We start from the raw sequence: 19,868 nt of genomic DNA on the forward strand, positions 1-19,868 counted from the left end.
TCATACTGTCGGCGGTCAGGCGGCGGGGTCATTCCCGCGACCAATGCTCCTTCGCGCCAAACAGGGTAGCATTGTCGGTAAACTTTATCGTCTGCAGCGCCAGCCGCCAAACTTCCGTCAGGGGTTTCAGGCGGGCAATGGGATGGCGGGCCACGTAGAGGCTGAGCGCGTCGCGCCGTTCGCTCCCGGAGAGTAGGCTGACCGAGGCCAGATATTGAATGCCGCAGATGTCGCGAATTTTTTCAGGCTGGCCGCTGATGGTGCCGCTGACCTGTCCGCCGGACGCCATCGCGCCGCCGTGGCGCGTACTGCTGCTGGACAGGACGATCAGGCTGGCATTGGCGGCATCGAACGCATAGAAACAGCTGGCGCTCCACAGGCCGTCTTCGTCCAGCGTCGTCAGCGACAACACATGATGATGTTCAATAAACGTCGCGGCGGAAGTCGGTAATGGTTGCATCTTTCGTCTCTTTATTCGTGGACCCGGTCATCGACACCGGGCCCGCAGGTCATACATCAGGCGATGTAGGTAGACCATAGATGGGAGAGCGGCATGACCAGAAACAGTCCCGGTAGCATATTGGCGACGGGAAACAGCTTGATGCCGCTGATCCTTAACCCGGTTGCCAGCATGATGAGCCCGCCGGCGGCGGAGAAGTCCGCCATCATATCGGGCGTTGTCAGCGGCAGGATCATCGCGGCTAGCATCGCCAGCCCAAGCTGAATGAGCAGCTGCGGGATCGCGATAGTGATGACAGCATACCCCAATAGCGTAGCGAAGATGGCCGAAGTAAACAGATCCAGCGCCGTCTTGATGTACAGAATCGATGGGTCGCCGGTCATGCCTTCGTGCATGGCGCCGAAAATCCCGGTGCCGCTGGCGCAGAACAGCACCAGGATCGCGACGAATTTATCCGTGAATTCGGTGTGGGAGATGCCTTCCACGGCGGGGAAAATGCGGTCGATCAGCCCACGCGTGGTGCCCGCCGCTTTCCCAATGCCTTTTTCGATGTACAACAGCTCGCCCAGAATGGCGCCGAGGATCATGGCCAGCACGACGGCGGGCATGAATTTCACCTTGATGATCAGCATGATCCCAAGGCCCACGGAGCACAGGCCGAACGTCAGGGGCAAGGCGGTTCTAATTCTCTCGGGAAGCCGCGTGCTGATGAGCGCGCCGAGCAGGCCGCCGACCACGATAGCCGCGCCGTTCACATAAGGTCCGATTAGCATTTCTCGTTATCCTTGTTATTTTTTTCAGTTTTATGCCGTAGCACGTCTACGGCCTGGTGTTGACTGAATTGTCTCCCCAGCGGGGCAATGTGTTGACCTCAAGACCAAACAAATCGAGCGCGCGTCCCACGCTGTGGGTGATGATGTCATCCGGCGTCTGCGGGCGTTGGTACAGCGCCGGGACGGGCGGAAAGATAATGCCGCCCATTTCCGTCACCTGCTGCATATTGCGCAGGTGCCCCAGATTCAGGGGCGTTTCCCGCGCCATCAGCACCAGCTGACGGCGCTCTTTGAGCACGACGTCCGCGGCGCGCGTCAGCAGATTATCCGTCAGACAGTGGGCAATGGCGGCCAGCGATCGCATGGAGCAGGGCGCGACCAGCATGCCCAGCGTCTTGAACGATCCGCTGGAAATCGACGCGCCGAGATTTTTACACTCGTGTACCACATCTGCCAGCGCAATCACCGCTTCTATCCTGTAGTCAGTTTCCAGGGCGCAGGTTTTTTCTGCGCCCGCGGAGACCACCAGATGAACCTCCACATCCTGTGCTTTCAACAGCTCAAGCGCCTTCACGCCATATTGAAAGCCCGATGCGCCGCTGATGCCTACGATAATACGTCGGGTGGTCATCTTGCCCCCTTATTCGAAGTCTGGCAGGAAGCGTTTAACGTCGACCTCTTGGAACTTCGAACGCTCGAAGTGCGGTTTGAGGGCGAACGGCACGGTACAGTCGAAAATGGTCTTACAGGACATGCCTTCCTGCAAAATCGACGGGCTGTATTCGGGCACCTGCGACGGGTCCAGCGGATGGCAGCGTACGCCGGGGATGAAGACGGTATCGACATCGCCTGATAGCGGGTCTGCATCGCCCACATCACATCGTCGCTGTCGAAGATATCGACGTCTTCGTCCACCAGAATCACGTGCTTCAATTCCGGAAACGCGGAAAATGCCAGCAGCGCAGCCTGACGCTGGCGACCTTCGTCCACCGGCGAGGATTTTTTGAACTGCATCACCGCCAGCAGCTTGCCGCCGCCCGCCGAGTGAGCGAACACATTCAGCAGCTTGCCCGGCATCGCCCGGTTGACCATGTCCAGAATGCTGGCTTCGGTAGGAATCCCCGCCATGTTGACGTGTTCTTCGCCGGGACCGACGGTGGTGCGCCAGATCGGATGGTGACGATGGGTGACGGCTTTCACCTTAATCACCGGCAGCGCGGCTTTGGCCCCGCCGGTGTAGCCTGGGAATTCCGGCATGGCTTTCCCGGTGTCGGTATTCTGGTCTTCACGGACGCGCACATCCGGCAGCAGCTCGCCTTCGATGACGATTTCGGCGTGGCCGATAGCGTATTCGTTGATGGTTTTACATTTCACCAGCTCGACGGCATGGCCGCGCAGCGCCCCGGCGACGCTCAGTTCGTCAAAGCCGAGCGGCGTTGTCGGCGGCTCGAAGCAGGCGGCGATTTCAATGGCTGGATCGACGCCGATGCTGACGGAGATGGGCAACGGCTTGCCCGCCGCTTCCGCTTTCTGGCGGAAGGCATCGATATGACGGCCGGGCGTCAGCCACATGGATAGCTCGTCGCGGCTCTGCACGCAGAGGCGGTGAATGGTAATGTCGGATTCGCCGGTATCGGGATCGGAGGCGTAGCACAGTCCCATGGTGACGTAAGGACCGGCGTCTTCGGCGGTGTTGGTCGGCGCGGGAAGCAGGGTGCGCAGGTCAAAACCGGCGTCGCTCGCCAGATGAACCACTTCCTGACACACAGCGTTGTCATCATGGACTCTGACCGGTGAAATGGGATGCTGGACCGAGTCTTTCAGCAGGTGTCCCAAACGTTCCGGCTCGCAACCGAGGAAGTGACCGACGCGTTTGCGGGAGCCGTTGAGGCCGATCGCTACGCTGACATTATCGAACCCTTTAATGTTGTTGAAGATCATGACCGGGCCGTTTTTGCGCGTCGGCCGCATACAGGTGCCGCCCGCGCCAACATAGCGATAAACGCCGGACAGTTCGGCCTGAGGATCGACTTCTACGTCGGTAGAGACCAGTTCGCCCGGCAGCGTTTTCAGTAACGCCAGCGCGGAACGCAGATCGTGGACCTGATTTTCCGGCTTATTTTTAACGTGAGACATAATGACGCTCCTTATGGAAAGGCAATCTATTGGCTGGGAAAAATATATGACTGCGTTACCGTCCCGACAAATACCATTTAAGTAGTAGCGCTCATATCAAAGCGATCTACCTCACTCACGCTCAATATTTATTTGCCGGATGAATTCGAAGTGTGATGTCAATAATACGGACATCAGGCAAGCAGGAATATCTTCATTTGATGCGATGTAACATGCCGGCAACAATTAAATCACGGCTATCCGAGCGGCCTTATCTATTCATGACAATTGCGATCCCGCTACAAAATCGAACGATTCCATTTATGATAAGCTGAACTCTATGGTCGCATGGTCGGTATTCCTGTCCGTATGAAGAGGCTAGTATGGATCTGAAAAGACTCAAGTATTTTTGTAAGGTGGTGGAAGAGGGTTCCATTAGCCAGGCCGCGAGGCAGCTCAATATGGCGCAGCCGCCGTTAAGCAAACGGATTCATGAACTGGAAGAGGAATTAAACGTCTCCCTTTTTGTACGGACGGCAAAAAAAATTGAGCCCACGGAAGCCGGCTTTTATCTGTATAAAAAATCCTGCGAAATATTGCGATTGATTGAAAATACCTCGCGTGAAACCATTTCCATTGCCAATAAAGAAAATAAAGTATTAAAGATCGGTCTGTCGCATTTGTTTCAATGTTATTTCAAACCGCTGTTTTTAGAATTACATCGACGTAATCCGGCGGTGATATTAAATATTTCCGTTTCAGATTCCAGTCATCTCGAACAGTCGCTTAACGACGGCTTAATTGATATTGCGCTGATCCAAAAACCTTATCACTGCAAAGGATTCGCCTGCCTGGCGTTTGACCCCGTGCGGCTGGTAGCGGTCGTCAACAAGGCGCTGCTACCGGAAAAACCAGAGGGGCCTTTCCCTTATCTCGATGTGGGCCGCTGGCCGCTGCTGTTATTGCATCGGGCGCGCGATCCCGGCACCTATGAAAGCCTGCTGGATCACTTTCGCAAGGGCGGCGTCGATCCGGAGGTGATGATGCATGTGACTCAACCCGGCGTCATTCTCGACTGGCTGGAATCCGGTCTGGAAGCCGCGACGCTGTTGCCCTCATCGGAAGTGGACCGCGACCGGCTGCGGCACTGCCACGTCATCGACGTTTTTCCGTCGCCGCAGGTTTTTTTCCCCGCGATGGTCAAAATGTCCGCCACGCCTCATATGCAGGAACTGATGGAGATTATTCAGGACGGTTATCCGTTCACTGAGGGGGGCTGGGCCCGCGAGGAAATGCGTTGGGAAGAAAGCGTCGACGCCGTATCACCGACGTCGACGGACAACACTCAGGCTAGATAACGGCGGAACCAGGTAAGGGTTCTCTCCCAGGCGAGATCGGCTGCGGCCTTGTCGTAGCGCGGCGTGGAGTCATTATGGAAACCGTGATTAACTCCGGGATAGATGTGGCCTTCATAGGTTTTATTATTCGCCTTGAGCGCTTCCTCATAGGCGGGCCACCCCTCGTTGATCCGCGTATCCAGCTCGGCGTAGTGGATCAGCAGCGGCGCTTTGATGCGGGGCACGTCTTCGACTTTCGGCTGGCGGCCGTAAAAAGGCACGGCTGCCGCCAGCTCCGGGTAGGCCACGGCGGCGGCATTCGCCACGCCACCGCCATAGCAGAAGCCGGTGATCCCGACCTTGCCGGTAGTGCGCTCGTCCTCTAGCAGAAATTCCACGGCGGCGAAGAAGTCGTTCATCAGCTTGGTCGGGTCGACCTGCTGCTGGAGTTCGCGACCCTTGTCGTCGTTGCCGGGATAGCCGCCGACGGAGCTGAGTCCATCCGGCGCCAGCGCGATAAAGCCCGCCTTGGCGACGCGACGTGCGACATCTTCGATATACGGGTTCAGACCGCGGTTTTCATGGGCGACCACCACGGCCGGCAGCTTGCCTTTCGCTCCCGCAGGGAGAACCAGATAGCCGCGCACTTTGCCGTGACCATTGGGAGAAGGGTAGGTGATATAGGACGGGGAAATGGTCGGATCGGTAAACTCCACCTGCTGTGCCAGCGCATAGTTGGGGCTCATCAAACCAAGCAAGGCGACCGCCGTTAGGCGCCGACGGTGTATTTCGCGGCTTTCTCCAGGAACTGGCGTTTGGTGATCTTGCCGTGTGCATAGTAGTCATACAGTTCGAGCAGCTCCGGCGGAAAATCTTTTGCGGTAAGACGGGTCATTCATGCGCTCCTTCTGTCCATGTTTTGAACTTTAATTTAACAGAAGGTTAACGGATGTCGAGAGTGCCGACGCCGCGCTTTTTCTTCGTCAAATCACGCTTCAACCCCTCACCAAGCCCGGTATCCAAGGGGAACGACGCGCGGCGACTCCTGGTTAACAAGGTGTAAAGATTTGAAAAGCTTTTTCACCGTTCAGTCGTGCCTGTCACCCCTTCAACAGGCCGTCGCGTCCGGTTCTGCACCCTGTCTGGCCGATTGCGTGTAGAGGGGTTTTGTATACACTAAACCCGCAGTGATACCTTTCTATCCGGGGACGTGATGTATGATAAAAATGATTGCAGTTGATATGGACGGTACGTTTCTCAACAACGATAAGCAGTTCAACAAAACCCGATTTTCCAGGCAGTACGCGCAGCTGAAACAAGACGACATTCGGTTCGTCGTCGCCAGCGGTAATCAGTACTATCAGCTCCTCTCTTTCTTCCCCGACATTCGCGACGAAATTGCCTTCGTGGCCGAAAACGGCGCGTATGTGGTCACCGACGGCCAACCGATTTTCTGCGGCGAACTCGCGCCTGCGGATGTACGTAAGGTGATTGAGGTGCTGTCCGCGATCCCCTACATCCAGTTCGTGGTTTGCGGCAAAGACAGCGCCTATGTTTATGCGTCTTCCACCGATGATTTCCTGCAACTGATTGGCAAACACTATTACCGCATCGAACAGCGTGACGACTTTGACGGCCTGACGGACACGATCTTCAAGTTCTCGCTTAGCGTGCCGGACGATCAGATCCCCGCGTTGATGGAGCACATTGGACATGCGTTGGACGGCATCGTCAAACCGGTGTCCAGCGGATTCGGTTTTGTCGATCTGATTATTCCTGGCGTCCATAAAGCCCATGGGATCGCGCTGTTGCAGCAACGCTGGCAGATCGGGAATGACGAAGTGGTGGCGATCGGCGACAGCGGCAACGACGAGGAAATGCTACGGCAGGCGGGATTCGGCGTGGCGATGGCGAATGCTCAGCCTAAAATCCGCGAAGTGGCGAAGTACCATACCGAAAGCAACCAAGAAGAAGGCGCGCTCAATGTCATCGAACGGGTATTAACCCGCAGCGCGCCGTTCGACCCGCAGTAATCGCTTCCCTGTGAAGAAGCCCGTCTAGGCAATTTTGGCGACGGGCAGCTCACTCCAGCGCGTCGTGTAGGCGGGAGACAGCATCTCTCTTTTCATCTGCCACGTCGGAGAGATGCCCTGACCGGCAAACCAGACTTTGCTCGATCCTTCGTGGTTAATTTTATCGATAACGTTCATCAGCGCCGTGCTGTTGGCCCGGGGCGGATTGTCATCAAAGAGATGCAGCTGGGTGCGGTGCAGCGGTGAGAAATCGTTGAGCATGACGCCGGCTTTCATGTAACGGGGCCCGTCCTTCCAGATTCTTTCCAGACCGCGCACGGCGGCGGCCACGATATCCCGCGTATCTTGCGTGCCCGACAGCAGCTGTTCGCTGGCGCTGTTGGCATAGAAGATCTCATTGTGCGCGTGGGGCGACGACCGTATGAAGATGGCGACCTGCCGGCAGAGTTGTTTCTCCGCGCGCAGCTTTTCCGCGGCGCGTTCCGCATAGCGGCAGACGGCCTGATGCATCTCCTCCTGACGGGTGATGCGGACGCCAAAAGAGCGGCTGCAGACAATGTGCTCTTTCGTCGGCGTCTCCTCCTCAAACTCAATGCAGGGTTCGCCGCGCAGTTCTCGGACGGTACGTTCCATCACTACGCTGAAGTGCTTGCGGATAAACGACGTCGGCGAGCGTGCCAGATCGAGCGCGGTCGTGATACCCAGCGTATGCAGCCGGCGCGTTGTTCTTCTGCCGACGCCCCAGACATCTTCCACCGGCGTGAGCGACATCAGTTTTTGTAGCCGAATCGGGTGTGTGAGCGCGACGATGCCGCCGGTCGCGGGGTAGCGCTTGGCGGCATGGTTGCACAGCTTGGCCAGCGTTTTCGTTTTCGCCATGCCCACGCCGACGGTCAGGCCCGTGGTGGCGTAGACGGCTTCTCTGACCTGTCGGCCGAACTGTTCAAACGACAAGGTGACATCAATCCCCGTGATATCCATCCACGCTTCATCGATGCTGTAGATCTCGACGCGCGGCGCCAGCGCTTCGAGCGTGGTCATGACTCTGGCGCTGAGATCGGCATAGAGCGCATAGTTCGAGGTGAAGACGGCGACCTGCTGTTCCCGGAGCCGCTGACGCATCTGGAAGTAGGGCATCGCCATCGGAATTCCCAGCCGCTTGGCTTCCGCGTTGCGCGCGATCACACAGCCGTCGTTATTGGACAGCACCACCACCGGTTTGCCTTTCAGGTCGGGGCGAAACACGGTTTCGCAGGAGGCGTAAAACGCATTGACGTCGGCCAGCGCAAACATACATTACCTCTGCAGACTGTGAATGATGTGCGCCACGACGCCGAAGATCTCCAGCGCATCGGGATCGGGGTAGAGCGGGGCATAGGCCGGATTCATGGGCAGCAGCGCCAGGCGGGGTTTCAGCGCCAGCGTCTTCACCGTGAACTCTCCGTCGATTGCCGCGATGATCACATCGCCATGAGAGGCGGTGATCGACCGGTCAACGACCAGCAGATCGCCGTCGTGTATACCGACATCCACCATGGATTCGCCGCTGGCGCGCACAAAATAGGTCGCGCTGGGGTGTTTGATCAGCAGTTCATTCAAATCCAGCGACTTTTCGACATAGTCCTGTGCCGGAGAAGGAAAGCCCGCCGCACAATGGTCGCTGAATAAGGGAAGACTTATTTTAGGGGAATCCAACCGTGGAAGGATCAAACGGTATGAACGCATGAAAGCCTCTTTAACTGGTTTTTTATACAGTATAATCACACCACTAGCGGCTTGTGTAGAGCGGATTTTTCTTTATTCAGCGCGATGCTGATTTAAAAAGATTTTTATTTCGACGGACGAAAAGCGGGAGCGGGATATCGTCACTGCCGGTGTATTCACCGAGAGGTTATATGATCCTGCTAAGTGGAAAATAAAACTGTAACATTATTTGGGCGTCACCGTCATGGACGGTCTAAATAACTCTCTTCACTTCTTTTTAATAAAAAAACCATGCTTCGGCGATGCTGAAAAAGAGACCAGCATGCCGACTTTTCGAGCATGAGTGAATCATGGAATCATGCGTTTGGGGGGTTACCGAATGCTTGAATATTGGTGGTTTTTGGCTCTTTTAACAGGTATTTTACTACCGGATGTGGAAGTCTTAGCGCGTTTTCCGTTTTGATTTCCGAGGATGCGCGCACTCTTTTTGACAGAAGAATAAAACCTCTCGCATTTAATAAACGCGCATCTTTAACATGAGCCTTCTATGCATTAATTAATCAACTATGTAGCATGGCTAACTATTACCTTGGGTTGACTATATCGTGCGTCGATTCCTGGATGAAAAATCGTGGTCTTTTCATCACGTTTTATCCGTGAATAAAAAACGGCCTCCTGCGGTTCGGCCACATGATGGCGATATGGGGGGGATGTGAGGTGGAGGAAATTAAGTCGTTAAGGCCGACCTTATTATTATTGGGCGAGGGAATGACATTGCCAATAAATGATTAGCCTCCTCGCGTTGTGTCATTGAACATCCTACCGATAAATGGAACAATCCCGACCACCAAGGCAGGCGTTCGCCGCTAAATAGAGGAAGAAACATGCGAAAAATACATTGGATGGCGTTGATTCTGGGATTGTTCATGACGACGGCTGTCTGTGCCGCCACCGATACTCCGCGTCCGCCGGTCGGCGACAATGTGGTGGCCTATAGTGGCGAGCAGGGCGTAAAAGTCTGGACCTTACGTTATGGCGAACGAGCCGCCAATCAGGCGCTAGTGCAGATCGACGGCATCGATCACGACTGGAAAATGCGCATCCAGAAAATGGATGTGGAAAAAACCAATAAAGATACGCGCTACTCGACGCAGGTCGACGGAAAAAAATTCGTCGTGCTGATTATTCACAGCGGTTATGGGGAACTGTATCTGCCCGGCGAAGCACAGGAAACCATGGTCGGATATGACGATACGCTGTCGCAATCCGGCAACGCGCAGTACTTCCTGACGGATTACCTACAGCAGGATAACCCGCAGTAACTCGCAGGGGGCGCTACCGTCAGACAGGCGTAGCGCCATCGCCGTTTACCCTTCCTTCGAACGTTCTTTGCAACATCCCCGCTGAAGTCAAAACCTCAGCCGCTATTGCCCCGCCTGCATAATTTTCGGCAAGTTCAGCTCAATCCAATCCGCCAACTGAATCACGCGCTCGTAGACCTCGCGGCCGAGTGGTGTGAGCGAGTACTCCGTATGTGGGGGAACCACGGGCAACATGTTGCGGTGTACGAAACCATCCCGCTCAAACATCTGCAGCGTCTGGGACAGCATCTTTTCGCTGATACCGCTGATCTTTCTGCGTAGCTCGCTGAAACGCAACGTGTCTTCGTCCAGGGCAATCAGCACAAGAATGCCCCAGCGGCTGGCGATATGTTGCAGTACATCCCGTGACGGGCAGTTGGCATCCAGCAACTTACCGTAGCGAATTTCTTCATGATGGGGGCCGAGTTCACGGCTGTTTTGGGTACGCATCACATTTTCCTGATAAAAACCAAACTTACCAAAAGGTAAGTACTTACTAAAAGAGAGTGTATCCTTTATAGTCTCCCGCGTCTACGAAGTGAATATCGATACAGTGGGGGCATGACGGGAGTCTTCGCGTGCCCTACAACCCTAAACGGAGGTCATTATGATTGCAGTAACCGGTGCGACAGGTCAGTTAGGTCGTCTTGTCATTGACGCATTGCTGAAAAAAGTTCCCGCTGATCAGATCATTGCCGCAGTTCGTAACCCGTCGAAAGCGCAGGATTTGGCCGAGCGTGGCGTACTCGTTCGTCAGGCGGATTACAGCCAGCCGGCGACCCTGGCCACGGCATTCCAGGGCGTTGATAAACTGCTGCTGATTTCCTCGAGTGAAGTGGGGCAGCGCACCGCGCAGCACCGTGCGGTGATTGACGCCGCCAAGGCGGCAGAAGTCGGGCTGATCGCCTATACCAGCCTGCTGCATACGGATACCTCGCCGCTGATGTTGGGTGAAGAACACCGCCAGACGGAAGCCGCACTGAAAGCCTCCGGCGTGCCTTTCGTCTTGCTGCGCAATGGCTGGTATACCGAAAACTATGCCGCCAGCATTGCTCCGGCTTTGGCGCACGACGCCTATATCGGCGCGGCGCGTGAAGGTCGCATCGCATCGGCGACGCGGGGGGACTACGCGAGTGCGGCGGCCGCCGTTTTGCTGCTGGACGATCAGGCAGGGAAAGTCTACGAACTGGCGGGCGACGATAGCTATACGCTGGCGGAGTTTGCGGCGGAGATCTCCAGTCAGTCGGGAAAAACCATCGCCTATGTCGATCTGCCGGTCGCAGAGTTTGCCAATGCGCTGAAGGGGGCGGGCTTACCGGATGGTCTGGCCGATGTGCTGGCTGACTCCGATGCGGGTGCCGCCGAAGGCGCGCTGTTTGATGACGGTAAAACGCTGAGCCGTCTTCTGGGACGCCCGACCGTGTCCTATCAAAAAGTGATCGCCGACACGCTGGCGTCGCTGTAATGCAAACGACCCCGCCTTCTCGTGGAGAAGCGCGGGGTCGTCCTCATAGCAACGGCAGTCGCCGCCGGACATCACTTTCTTCGACCCCAGTGCGGGTCGGTCTCGTGATTAAATGTGAGTGCCTAGCGCAATACAGCCCGTCAGCATCAATACGGCAGTCATGCCGCCCAACCCAAAAAGACCTTTCATCGAATCTCCAGTGCGTTTAATCAACGTGGATCTGAGCGCTCGCCGAATAACGTTCGCCTAAAATAAAGAGACACAGCCGGTCAACATTAATACCGACGTGATGCAGCTCAATAACAGTACACCTTTCATAACCTCTCCTTTCCCACATGAATGTCATCGTTAGAGTACGCCATAAAAATACCGTACTGTACGGTTCAATTTATGAACTGGCAGGACTAGACTGTCAAGCCAATGTAGGAGCCTATGCCACGCGTTGCTTAAAACCGGGCATGGTTCTGCTGCTTTTACTCTCATTCAGAGAACGCGGCGGGTGAGTGAACATAGAGGCGGTTGATGATATTTGACTGAATAGATTGAATAAAAATGACATTCGCAGGGCGGTAGTGACATGTCGGTAGATGTTGTCCGGTAAAAGAGTGATCTGAGTCATAAAAATCAGACGGGTGCAGACGTAGTATAGAAGGGTATATAACGATATATATCAAAAGGATAAAAAATGCTCTCAAGCGCCGTATCCTGCCCTCAATGATCATCACGCTTTCCTCCGTTCACACCCTTAACCAAGCTGCTATCGACTACCCACCGGCCAGGCCATGCGTCCGCTAGTGCCGGAGTGCGTCCTCCAGCGGCTAGCATTCTATGGTGAACAGACACGAACAGCCTTGCGCTGTGGTCGCGTGGAGGCACGGCGTTATCGTCTCCGTTTTGGTCTTCCTTTTCGGTGTCGCACAGGAGACATGGGATGTCTGACGCAACATCTTTGGCATTTTGCTGTCTCATAGCCAACTAACGTTATCGTGATCGCATTAGTAAAAAGATGCATCGTAGTATCACGGATAGGCCCGGGTGTGGGGGGAGTTGATACCATTCCCCTTTTAACCATGGATATGGAGCAGTTATCTGCATGGCCTTGATGCGGCCTGAGAGTGACCGCCGTCGCAAGAAAGACGTCGAGGTCGACGCGGTCAGCGGAGCTGGAAAATAAATGAAACGGACATCTCATCGTTATTGAGTTGGAGAGGGCGTTGACCCCTCGGCTACGACTAGACCTTTATCATGGAAAAGAAAGATGACGGATAAACAGCGCGAAGTGCTTCCTGAAACCTACCGGGCATGGACCTGGCATGACGGCACCGATCCTCACGATCTGAAACTCGAACGCATTCCCTTGCCGCGACCGGCGGCCGATCAGGTGTTGGTGCGCAACATTGTGATTGGCTTGAATCCGGTGGATTGGAAGGTACTGGGCGCGGAGAATCTGCGTTGGCAGCCCGGTAAAGTGCCTGGTGTCGACGGCGCGGGCGTCGTGGTGGCGGTGGGCGAGGACGTCTCCGACCGCTGGCTGGGCCAGCGCGTCGCTTATCACCAGAATTTGCAGTCTCCCGGCAGTTTTGCCGAGTTTGCGCCTGTCGATATGCGCGCACTGTTACGCCTGCCCCTGCAATTGGATTTCTCCATAGCAGCCAGCGTGCCATGTCCGGCGCTCACCGCGTGGCTGGCGCTGGATAAACTGCCGCCGCAGTCGGGCCAGCCGATATTGATTAGCGGCGCGGGCGGGTCCGTCGGGCACTATCTGGTGCAGTTGGCCGCCGCCTATGGATTCAACGTGACCGCCATGAGCCATGCCCGCCACTGGGAACGGCTGAGGACGCTGGGCGCGCAGGATTGCGTCGCGAGCGAGCTGGCGGACGATCCCGACTGGACGAGTGAGGATGCGGGCTTCTTTGCCATCATCGACAGCGTAAGCGCCGACCATGCCGAGCGCTTGTCCCCGATGCTGCAAGCGAACGGTCATCTGGTCTGCATTCAGGATCGCGTTGCGAACTGGCCATGCGCCCCGTTTGGGCGGGCAATCTCCCTGCATGAGGTGGCGCTGGGCGCGCTGCATCAATTCGGTGACGAAGCGGCCTGGGCGCGGCTGACGGCGGCGGGCGAACTGCTGCTGATCGACCTGGCGGAAGAGCGGCTGCAGGCAGAGTCTCGGGTGGTCCGTGATTTCTCCGAGTTGCCGCTGCTGCTGGACGAACTGCGCCACCGCTCATTTTCCGGCAAGCCGCTGGTGCGGGTGTGATCCTGTACTGAGGAAAAGACAGACCCATTCAGCCATTGTGTTGAGTTCAGTGAACATCGACGGCATTACTGATTGCCCTAAGCGTCAGCAACAATTGCTGACGCCGAATCCCCTAAATCACGCGCTTTACGTTGTAAGTGGGGTAAAGCGCGCTGTTCGGCGCAAAGGGGGAGATCTGAGCCTCTTCATCTCATCAATCTGGAATACAGACTCTGAGGCGATGCCCGTCGGGGTCAAGTGCCACAAATGTTTTACCGAATACCGCCTGTTTGGGTTCCTGTTCAATTTGAACGCCGAAGGTCATCCATCGCTGGTATAGCTCATCGACCACCTGGATGTTTTCAACCATAAAACTGATTTCCGTTCGGTTACCCTCTCCACATGATGCAAAATCATGCGCGTTTGTTGACCACAATCCCAGGTTAAGGCCATTGTCGAAAGAGAAAGCAGCCCAGGTGGGAAGCACAACGTCTGGCTCTTTATCAAATAATGTTTGATAAAACTTGCTGCTTATCGGCGGGTTAGAAACATAAAGAATAAACAAATTAGGTATCATTGCGAGTACGTCTCCTTAATCTCACAGAGACATCACTATGGCAGGGAGCAATGACAATTTATGTCAGTATCCGGACCCAAGCGCGCCGAGCGCCTATTGAGTCTCTTGCAAATTCTGCATCGACATCGCTATCCAGTCAGTGGCAGCAGACTAGCTGAAGAACTTTCAGTCAGCCTTCGCACACTTTATCGTGATATTGCATCGCTACGTTCGCAGGGAGCCGATATTCAAGGGGAAGCGGGCACAGGATATATCCTCTCTTCGGGTTACCTTTTACCACCCATGATGTTCACGCCTGAGCAACTGGATGCGCTGGCGTTAGGCCTGCGCTGGGTCTCTGTTTACGGTGATGAGGATATTGCAAACGCTGCCTCGGAGGTTGCCGGGAAAGTCATACAAAGCATACCGCCGCAACTGCACGCTATATTCGAAAACTCGACGTTGCTGGTTGGAAAGGCCGATTCCATTAAAAAAGACCATCAGAATATGATTCCGCTGCGAAGTGCTATCAGGAGAAGATTAAAAGTCCAAGCGCGCTATAAAGACCGTTTGGGTAATGATACTGAAAGAATTCTATGGCCTTTTGCATTGGGTTACTTTTCAGGCGAAGTTATCCTCGCAGCCTGGTGTGAAATGCGTGATGATTTTCGTCATTTCAATGTGGAACAATTACGTTCTCTTAAACTTCTTGATGCGGGTTATCCTTATTCTCGGCAAAAGTTACTCAGCATGTGGCGTATCGCAAAGCGAGATATTCTTGATGAAATGGGCTGAGCTGAGGTGCAACTCCAAACGACAGAACGTTTATCTGACTTAAACAGAAAGTCTATTTTTGATCATGGTAGCCTTTGGGAACTATTTTTAGGGAGAAGATCAGATGTCACTGGGGATGCTGAAAAATCGCATAGAGTGGTCTGATTAGCTGACCTTAATCAGAAGCCAGTTAAACAATTTTGACCTGCTCCCCGTTGATTAACACACCGCGATGTTAGTAATGTCTTCATAAGCCACATGAGGACATCCCCATGAAGAAGCGTTTTTCCGACGAACAGATCATCAGTATTCTCCGCGAGGCCGAAGCCGGAGTTTCTGCCCGTGAGCTCTGCCGTAAGCACGCCATTTCCGATGCCACGTTTTACACCTGGCGCAAGAAGTTTGGCGGCATGGAAGTCCCTGAAGTGAAGCGGCTCAAGTCGCTTGAAGAGGAGAACGCCCGCCTCAAGAAGCTGCTCGCTGAAGCCATGCTGGATAAGGAGGCGCTTCAGGTGGCTCTTGCCCGAAAGTTCTGACGACAGACCAGAAGCGGGAAGCAGTGGAAGTCATGTGTGAGGCCGCAGGTCTGTCGCAACGTCGTGCCTGCAGGCTGGCAGGTTTGTCCCTGTCGACTTGCCGTTATTCGGCTCAGCGTCCGGCTGCTGACGCGCAGCTGTCTCTACACATCACAGAGCTGGCACTTGAGCGCCGCCGCTTTGGTTACCGGCGCATCTGGCAACTACTGCGTCGGGAGGGCCTTCACGTCAACCACAAGCGGGTATACCGCATCTATCATCTCAACGGCCTGAGTGTAAAGCGCAGGCGACGCCGCAAGGGGCTGGCGACTGAGCGGCTTCCGCTTATTCGCCCGGATGCGCCAAACCTGACATGGTCGATGGATTTTGTCATGGATGCACTTGCCAGCGGCCGCAGGATTAAGTGTCTGACCTGCGTGGATGATTTTACGAAGGAGTGTCTGACGATCACCACGGCATTCGGGATTACAGGCGTTCAGGTGACACGTATTCTGGACAGCATTGCGCTGTTTCGTGGCTATCCTGCAACGATAAGAACTGATCAGGGCCCGGAATTTACCTGCCACGCGCTCGATCAATGGGCCTTTGAACATGGTGTTGAGTTGCGCTTAATTCAGCCGGGCAAGCCAACGCAGAACGGATTTATTGAGAGTTTCAATGGCCGCTTTCGGGATGAATGTCTGAATGAACACTGGTTCAGCGATATTCTACATGCCCGGGAAATCATTAATGACTGGCGGCAGGATTATAACGAGTGTCGACCACATTCATCGCTGAATTACCTGACGCCGGCTGAATTTGCAGCGGGCTGGCGAAACGGGAAATATGAAGAAAAACCAACTGACATTACTAACTGAAGGTTGTATCTAATCCTGGGGGCAGGTCAATTTGAGTCGGAGGGCGAGTGCAAGGACCAGATCCAACAAATAAGCATCCCATGCAGGGATTTCCGCAGGTTTGTTTCATCAAAAATACGGTGACCAATCCAAATATTATTATTGGTGATTTCACCTATTACGATGATCCAGAAGACTCCGAGGATTTTGAACGCAATGTTCTCTACCACTTTCCTTTCATCGGCGACAAGCTGATTATCGGTAAGTTTTGCGCAATCGCAAAAGGCGTTCAATTCATCATGAATGGTGCAAATCACAAATTATCGGGTTTCTCTTCCTTCCCGTTTTATATTTTTGGGAATGGTTGGGAAAAGGCTACGCCACAGCCTGAAGATTTACCGTACAAAGGCGATACGATTATCGGGAACGATGTCTGGATAGGGTACAAAGCGCTTATCATGCCGGGTGTGAAGATTGGCGATGGCGCTATTATTTCCTCTATGGCTGTTGTCACTACAGACGTGCCCGCATATACCATTGTTGGTGGTAATCCTGCAAAAGTGATTAAGAAACGATTTTCAGATGAAATAGTCGCTGAGCTGGAGCAATTAGCGTGGTGGGACTGGTCTGTAGAAAAGATCACTAGGCACCTCACGGCAATAATGTCTAATGACATTAAAGCGCTTCGTACGTCCGAGTAATCTGAGCTGGCATGAGCGAGAGAATAACGTCGGCTCCTTTTGAAGTTCACCATGTGCCCTTTATTTTGGCTGCTATGTGCCAGGAGCGGACATTGCTGACTATGGAGAGCACAATCGACTGAACTGCTCCCTCCTTCGCCACCAGGCATCTCATTCGCTGAAGTGTCACTGACCATACGGCATCTACAAGTCATCACTAATCACTCGAACGATAAGCCTAATGTACGGTGGTATAGGTAACAAGCCCCTGTAGAGGAACAAAAATACTGGACATAGCGCTTTAAATACAGTACCCGAAGCCTGCCTTTCTTCTCAGATAAGACATCATCCTTTCAACTTAACGTAAGTTATCTTTGCCTTTACATCATTTTTTCTAAAGATTTCGAAACTGATACCGTTAATTATATCTTACGTGTTGGATCTGCTGTGAGTTGGCAAAACTGCCTAAGCACAGTTGGCACTCCATACGCTCAGCTGTGAAGCGACTGGGTAATGCAGGCGGTGTGCCGCAAAGGAGTGACCACCACAAGTCCGTTCTTTAATGACTAAAGAGCTCTTCATTTCAGGAGATTTAAATGAACAAGCAGTTAGCTTCTCTTTCCCTACTGGTTGCAGCAATGCTAGCTTCACTTCCGGCTTTAGCCGCCACAAACTCTATCGTGAAAACAGAGACCGCAAGATAGATCACTGTTCTCTCTGATGGAAGCGGCTTGCCAGCAGCCACTGCATTTGGTCTGGTTTCCATAGATTTTCCGTCGGGTGCTCTTACAAAAACCAAAACCCTAACCAGCATCGCATACACTATCGCGGCATACCCTGCTGCAACGACTGATACTGTTGAGCTGTGCTATTACCGCCCGTATGCAACAACTCCATCACTGTGTAAAGCGGTAACCAGTGGGTCAACGGCGACCACCACAGATTTTAATAGCTTCCCGTTCGGTAACGGAGCTAGATTACGTATTAACCACACCACGACTGGTGCACGAGGTGCATCGCTTAAGCCTTCGCGCCAGGAAAGTGTCACTTATACCTACAGCTATTAATTACTAAACACCCATAACTTCTATCCAGGCTGGAGAGAATCAAACTATGAACGTCAACACCTCAACCAATGTTTATAGCTATGTACAGGATACATCTGGTAACGCGTCTAAAAAGACCAGCTCCCAGCCTGCCACTGGAAGCAGCACCACGACAGCTCAATCAAACTCATCAGCACAGTCTACGATAAGTGGACTGGGACTGATGATGACCCGCCTGTATGGAAACACAAACGCTCTCCCTGTAGTACAAACCCAGTTAACCACTGAAACACAGGACATGGATGCAGTAAACTTCCTGACCCTAGATGATCGCAATGTATTATCAGACCTTTATGCGCAGGCAAAGGATCAGGGAACTGATTTGCTCTATGTTGATGATTTAGCACGTGACTTAGGTAAGTACAGAAAGTTCGGTAGCGTATCCGGTAATTACAATACGGGGAATACATACGATGTGAGCGGGCGTAAGCAAACTATTGATTTCACTGCTAAGGATTCCGAGACTGCCTCCCGTATCCTGAACAGTGGTAATCTTTCCAGCTCCGTTCTTGATCCCGGATTCCTGAAGTTTGAGCTCAACTCCGGCTATTCGTTTGACCATGTCGCAAATTTTGATTATCTGGAATCGGTAGTTAACAATTCTGCGAGTAAGACAACTTCTAATGGACTGGGCCGGACCCCTGATTTCACCACTTATGTTAGTCAGGGACAGAATAACTACGTTGTGAATACCGCCAGCGAAGTGACGTTTAAAACTGATGAACCGGATGTTATCAGTAAAGATGGCGTTTTTTATGTTACAGAGACCGGTAAAAAGCACGGTTTTCGTCTAGAAGGTAACAATGTTTTGCAGGATGAAGGATTATCCATTAGTGATATTCAGTCTCAGACCGTCACAACGTTGCTGGACTATTATTTAAATGCAAACGAATCTGAGAACGTGAGCACTGATAAACCGACCACATTGTTCGACTATCTGTTCTCATCCAATATAGATAAAAAAATTCAGGAGTAAGAGCTCCTGATGCGTCTTCCTGAGCAACAGCTTCAAGATTTTATTTGTCTGTCGGGCATAACCCAAGTTTATCCTACAGGCACTTCATCACAGGTTGTGCTGCAAAACCTTTCGTTATCCATCCCGGTGGGACAGAGTTGTTCCATTACCGGACCATCAGGGTCCGGAAAAAGCACGCTTTTGAACATTATCGGATTACTGGATAAACCATTATCAGGCAAGGTCCTACTTGCCGGGGAAGACGTCTCCACCGCCTCAGATGATGTGCGGGCAAGAGCTCGTAATCAAATTATTGGTTTTGTTTTTCAGGGGTTCAATCTGTTATCTCGTCTAAACGCACTGGATAATGTCGCATTGCCACTGCTCTACAGAGGACTGCCAAAATCCATTGCCCGAGAGCAGGCTCAGCTACAACTCGATCGGGTGGGACTGGCTGAGAGACTTTATTATCGTCCTGCTGATTTATCGGGTGGGCAGCGCCAGCGTGTTGCTATTGCCCGCGCTCTGGTTGGCGAGCCGGCATTGTTGCTTGCCGATGAACCGACTGGAAATCTCGATCAAGACACAGCCAATGAGATCGTAGCGTTGCTCTTATCCCTGAATGAAACTGCTGGTACAACGCTTGTTATGGTTACGCATGACGAAAAGATGGCAGAACGGATGGAACGTCGTATCAGGATCGGCAATGGTCATATCGTTGAGGACACATATGCCGCACGATAGCACAGACGTGACAACTCCCCGTGATCTTCGTGGACGCTATGGTCCCTCCTGGTCTCACCTTTTTACAGAACCACTCGATAATCTACGTCTCTTAGGACGCCGGGCAGTGCTGGCATTGTCAGGTATTGCTGTTGGATGTATGGCGGTAGTGGTATTGCTGAATATCGGCTACAACGCCAGAGTTCAGGCGATGT

General features: G+C 53.4%; 18 protein-coding genes and 3 pseudogenes. 11 read left to right on the forward strand and 10 right to left on the reverse strand.

What is annotated here, in order from left to right:
- Window positions 1-28: 28 nt before the first annotated feature.
- The 4 genes and pseudogenes from AU509_RS04200 to AU509_RS04215 all read right to left on the reverse strand — a co-directional run bounded on the left by AU509_RS04200 (window position 29) and on the right by AU509_RS04215 (window position 3,369).
- Entirely contained in the window at window positions 29-460 is a 432-nt protein-coding gene (locus tag AU509_RS04200) for a PNPOx family protein (RefSeq protein WP_094117720.1), read from the reverse strand.
- 56 nt (window positions 461-516) lie between these two features.
- Window positions 517-1,233: a DUF554 domain-containing protein gene (locus AU509_RS04205; protein ID WP_094117721.1), complete on the reverse strand. Its 717-nt coding sequence runs from the start codon at window positions 1,231-1,233 to the stop codon at window positions 517-519.
- Between the two features lie 46 nt (window positions 1,234-1,279).
- On the reverse strand, window positions 1,280-1,864 hold the full coding sequence (locus AU509_RS04210) for a UbiX family flavin prenyltransferase (RefSeq protein WP_094117722.1): 585 nt from the start codon (window positions 1,862-1,864) through the stop codon (window positions 1,280-1,282).
- A 9-nt stretch (window positions 1,865-1,873) separates the two neighbouring features.
- Window positions 1,874-3,369, reverse strand: a pseudogene (locus AU509_RS04215) (UbiD family decarboxylase).
- 362 nt (window positions 3,370-3,731) lie between these two features.
- Between AU509_RS04215 and AU509_RS04220 the strand changes: the two are divergent.
- The gene (locus AU509_RS04220) at window positions 3,732-4,706 is read left to right on the forward strand and encodes a LysR family transcriptional regulator (RefSeq protein WP_094117723.1); all 975 of its coding nucleotides are present in this window, start codon (window positions 3,732-3,734) and stop codon (window positions 4,704-4,706) included.
- On the opposite strand, the pseudogene yghX reads toward AU509_RS04220, so the two are convergent.
- Window positions 4,694-5,580: pseudogene (gene yghX, locus AU509_RS04225) on the reverse strand (YghX family hydrolase). The gene AU509_RS04220 and the pseudogene yghX sit on opposite strands and share 13 nt — an antisense overlap.
- Before the next feature lie 322 nt (window positions 5,581-5,902).
- Here yghX and AU509_RS04230 point away from each other — a divergent pair.
- Complete coding sequence (locus AU509_RS04230) at window positions 5,903-6,718, forward strand: Cof-type HAD-IIB family hydrolase (protein ID WP_085651882.1); 816 nt, start codon at window positions 5,903-5,905, stop codon at window positions 6,716-6,718.
- A gap of 24 nt (window positions 6,719-6,742) precedes the next feature.
- Here the strand turns inward: AU509_RS04230 and umuC are convergent, their stop codons facing one another.
- Entirely contained in the window at window positions 6,743-8,011 is a 1,269-nt protein-coding gene (gene umuC, locus AU509_RS04235; protein WP_085651881.1) for a translesion error-prone DNA polymerase V subunit UmuC, read from the reverse strand.
- A 3-nt stretch (window positions 8,012-8,014) separates the two neighbouring features.
- On the reverse strand, window positions 8,015-8,443 hold the full coding sequence (gene umuD / locus AU509_RS04240; protein ID WP_085651880.1) for a translesion error-prone DNA polymerase V autoproteolytic subunit: 429 nt from the start codon (window positions 8,441-8,443) through the stop codon (window positions 8,015-8,017).
- Between the two features lie 863 nt (window positions 8,444-9,306).
- Here umuD and AU509_RS04245 point away from each other — a divergent pair.
- Window positions 9,307-9,744: a hypothetical protein gene (locus AU509_RS04245; RefSeq protein ID WP_094117724.1), complete on the forward strand. Its 438-nt coding sequence runs from the start codon at window positions 9,307-9,309 to the stop codon at window positions 9,742-9,744.
- 102 nt (window positions 9,745-9,846) lie between these two features.
- On the opposite strand, the gene AU509_RS04250 is transcribed toward AU509_RS04245, so the two are convergent.
- Window positions 9,847-10,233 (reverse strand): winged helix-turn-helix transcriptional regulator, encoded by a 387-nt coding sequence (locus AU509_RS04250; RefSeq protein ID WP_094117725.1) that lies wholly within the window; start codon window positions 10,231-10,233, stop codon window positions 9,847-9,849.
- Window positions 10,234-10,390: 157 nt separating this feature from the next.
- Here AU509_RS04250 and AU509_RS04255 point away from each other — a divergent pair, with 157 nt between their 5' ends.
- Both AU509_RS04255 and AU509_RS04260 read left to right on the forward strand, forming a co-directional pair.
- Window positions 10,391-11,248 (forward strand): SDR family oxidoreductase, encoded by an 858-nt coding sequence (locus AU509_RS04255; RefSeq protein WP_094117726.1) that lies wholly within the window; start codon window positions 10,391-10,393, stop codon window positions 11,246-11,248.
- Between the two features lie 1,258 nt (window positions 11,249-12,506).
- On the forward strand, window positions 12,507-13,508 hold the full coding sequence (locus AU509_RS04260; RefSeq protein ID WP_094117727.1) for an alcohol dehydrogenase catalytic domain-containing protein: 1,002 nt from the start codon (window positions 12,507-12,509) through the stop codon (window positions 13,506-13,508).
- 193 nt (window positions 13,509-13,701) lie between these two features.
- Here the strand turns inward: AU509_RS04260 and AU509_RS04265 are convergent, their stop codons facing one another.
- Window positions 13,702-14,064 carry a VOC family protein gene (locus AU509_RS04265; RefSeq protein ID WP_094117728.1) on the reverse strand — a complete coding sequence of 121 codons (363 nt, stop codon included), beginning with the start codon at window positions 14,062-14,064 and terminating at the stop codon, window positions 13,702-13,704.
- Window positions 14,065-14,124: 60 nt separating this feature from the next.
- Here AU509_RS04265 and AU509_RS04270 point away from each other — a divergent pair, with 60 nt between their 5' ends.
- The 3 genes from AU509_RS04270 (at window position 14,125) to AU509_RS04285 (ending at window position 16,890) form a co-directional block, all read left to right on the forward strand.
- On the forward strand, window positions 14,125-14,838 hold the full coding sequence (locus AU509_RS04270) for a helix-turn-helix transcriptional regulator (RefSeq protein WP_094117729.1): 714 nt from the start codon (window positions 14,125-14,127) through the stop codon (window positions 14,836-14,838).
- 251 nt (window positions 14,839-15,089) lie between these two features.
- Window positions 15,090-16,210, forward strand: a protein-coding gene (locus AU509_RS04280) for an IS3 family transposase (protein ID WP_100053503.1) whose coding sequence is annotated in 2 segments (ribosomal slippage) — window positions 15,090-15,348 and window positions 15,348-16,210 — 1,122 coding nt in all. Because the reading frame shifts where the segments join, the coding sequence is not laid out codon by codon here.
- Window positions 16,211-16,257: 47 nt separating this feature from the next.
- On the forward strand, window positions 16,258-16,890 hold the full coding sequence (locus AU509_RS04285; RefSeq protein ID WP_094108519.1) for a Vat family streptogramin A O-acetyltransferase: 633 nt from the start codon (window positions 16,258-16,260) through the stop codon (window positions 16,888-16,890).
- Window positions 16,891-17,461: 571 nt separating this feature from the next.
- Here AU509_RS04285 and AU509_RS18105 read toward each other — a convergent pair.
- Window positions 17,462-17,635, reverse strand: a complete 174-nt coding sequence (locus AU509_RS18105) for a hypothetical protein (protein WP_162896351.1) — start codon at window positions 17,633-17,635, stop codon at window positions 17,462-17,464.
- A gap of 347 nt (window positions 17,636-17,982) precedes the next feature.
- Between AU509_RS18105 and AU509_RS04290 the strand changes: the two genes are divergently transcribed.
- The 3 genes and pseudogenes from AU509_RS04290 to AU509_RS18255 form a co-directional block, all read left to right on the forward strand.
- Complete coding sequence (locus AU509_RS04290) at window positions 17,983-18,951, forward strand: hypothetical protein (protein ID WP_094117731.1); 969 nt, start codon at window positions 17,983-17,985, stop codon at window positions 18,949-18,951.
- A 9-nt stretch (window positions 18,952-18,960) separates the two neighbouring features.
- A complete protein-coding gene (locus AU509_RS04295; protein WP_094108521.1) occupies window positions 18,961-19,674 on the forward strand; it encodes an ABC transporter ATP-binding protein in 714 nt (237 codons plus the stop codon).
- Between the two features lie 7 nt (window positions 19,675-19,681).
- Window positions 19,682-19,868, forward strand: a pseudogene (locus tag AU509_RS18255) (ABC transporter permease); the annotation flags it as partial.

Source organism: Lonsdalea britannica, assembly GCF_002111595.1.
In the GTDB taxonomy this organism is placed as follows: domain Bacteria; phylum Pseudomonadota; class Gammaproteobacteria; order Enterobacterales; family Enterobacteriaceae; genus Lonsdalea; species Lonsdalea britannica.

What these genes read in the sequence shown, in the direction of transcription:
- AU509_RS04260 (WP_094117727.1), top strand. Translation starts at nt 12,507, where the DNA reads ATGACGGATAAACAGCGCGAAGTGCTTCCTGAAACCTACCGGGCATGG.
- AU509_RS04200 (WP_094117720.1), bottom strand. Translation starts at nt 460, where the DNA reads ATGCAACCATTACCGACTTCCGCCGCGACGTTTATTGAACATCATCAT.
- umuC (WP_085651881.1), bottom strand. Translation starts at nt 8,011, where the DNA reads ATGTTTGCGCTGGCCGACGTCAATGCGTTTTACGCCTCCTGCGAAACC.
- AU509_RS04220 (WP_094117723.1), top strand. Translation starts at nt 3,732, where the DNA reads ATGGATCTGAAAAGACTCAAGTATTTTTGTAAGGTGGTGGAAGAGGGT.
- AU509_RS04265 (WP_094117728.1), bottom strand. Translation starts at nt 14,064, where the DNA reads ATGATACCTAATTTGTTTATTCTTTATGTTTCTAACCCGCCGATAAGC.
- AU509_RS04255 (WP_094117726.1), top strand. Translation starts at nt 10,391, where the DNA reads ATGATTGCAGTAACCGGTGCGACAGGTCAGTTAGGTCGTCTTGTCATT.
- AU509_RS04270 (WP_094117729.1), top strand. Translation starts at nt 14,125, where the DNA reads ATGTCAGTATCCGGACCCAAGCGCGCCGAGCGCCTATTGAGTCTCTTG.
- AU509_RS18105 (WP_162896351.1), bottom strand. Translation starts at nt 17,635, where the DNA reads ATGGAAACCAGACCAAATGCAGTGGCTGCTGGCAAGCCGCTTCCATCA.
- AU509_RS04205 (WP_094117721.1), bottom strand. Translation starts at nt 1,233, where the DNA reads ATGCTAATCGGACCTTATGTGAACGGCGCGGCTATCGTGGTCGGCGGC.
- AU509_RS04210 (WP_094117722.1), bottom strand. Translation starts at nt 1,864, where the DNA reads ATGACCACCCGACGTATTATCGTAGGCATCAGCGGCGCATCGGGCTTT.
- AU509_RS04230 (WP_085651882.1), top strand. Translation starts at nt 5,903, where the DNA reads ATGATAAAAATGATTGCAGTTGATATGGACGGTACGTTTCTCAACAAC.
- AU509_RS04245 (WP_094117724.1), top strand. Translation starts at nt 9,307, where the DNA reads ATGCGAAAAATACATTGGATGGCGTTGATTCTGGGATTGTTCATGACG.
- umuD (WP_085651880.1), bottom strand. Translation starts at nt 8,443, where the DNA reads ATGCGTTCATACCGTTTGATCCTTCCACGGTTGGATTCCCCTAAAATA.
- AU509_RS04295 (WP_094108521.1), top strand. Translation starts at nt 18,961, where the DNA reads ATGCGTCTTCCTGAGCAACAGCTTCAAGATTTTATTTGTCTGTCGGGC.
- AU509_RS04250 (WP_094117725.1), bottom strand. Translation starts at nt 10,233, where the DNA reads ATGCGTACCCAAAACAGCCGTGAACTCGGCCCCCATCATGAAGAAATT.
- AU509_RS04290 (WP_094117731.1), top strand. Translation starts at nt 17,983, where the DNA reads ATGAACGTCAACACCTCAACCAATGTTTATAGCTATGTACAGGATACA.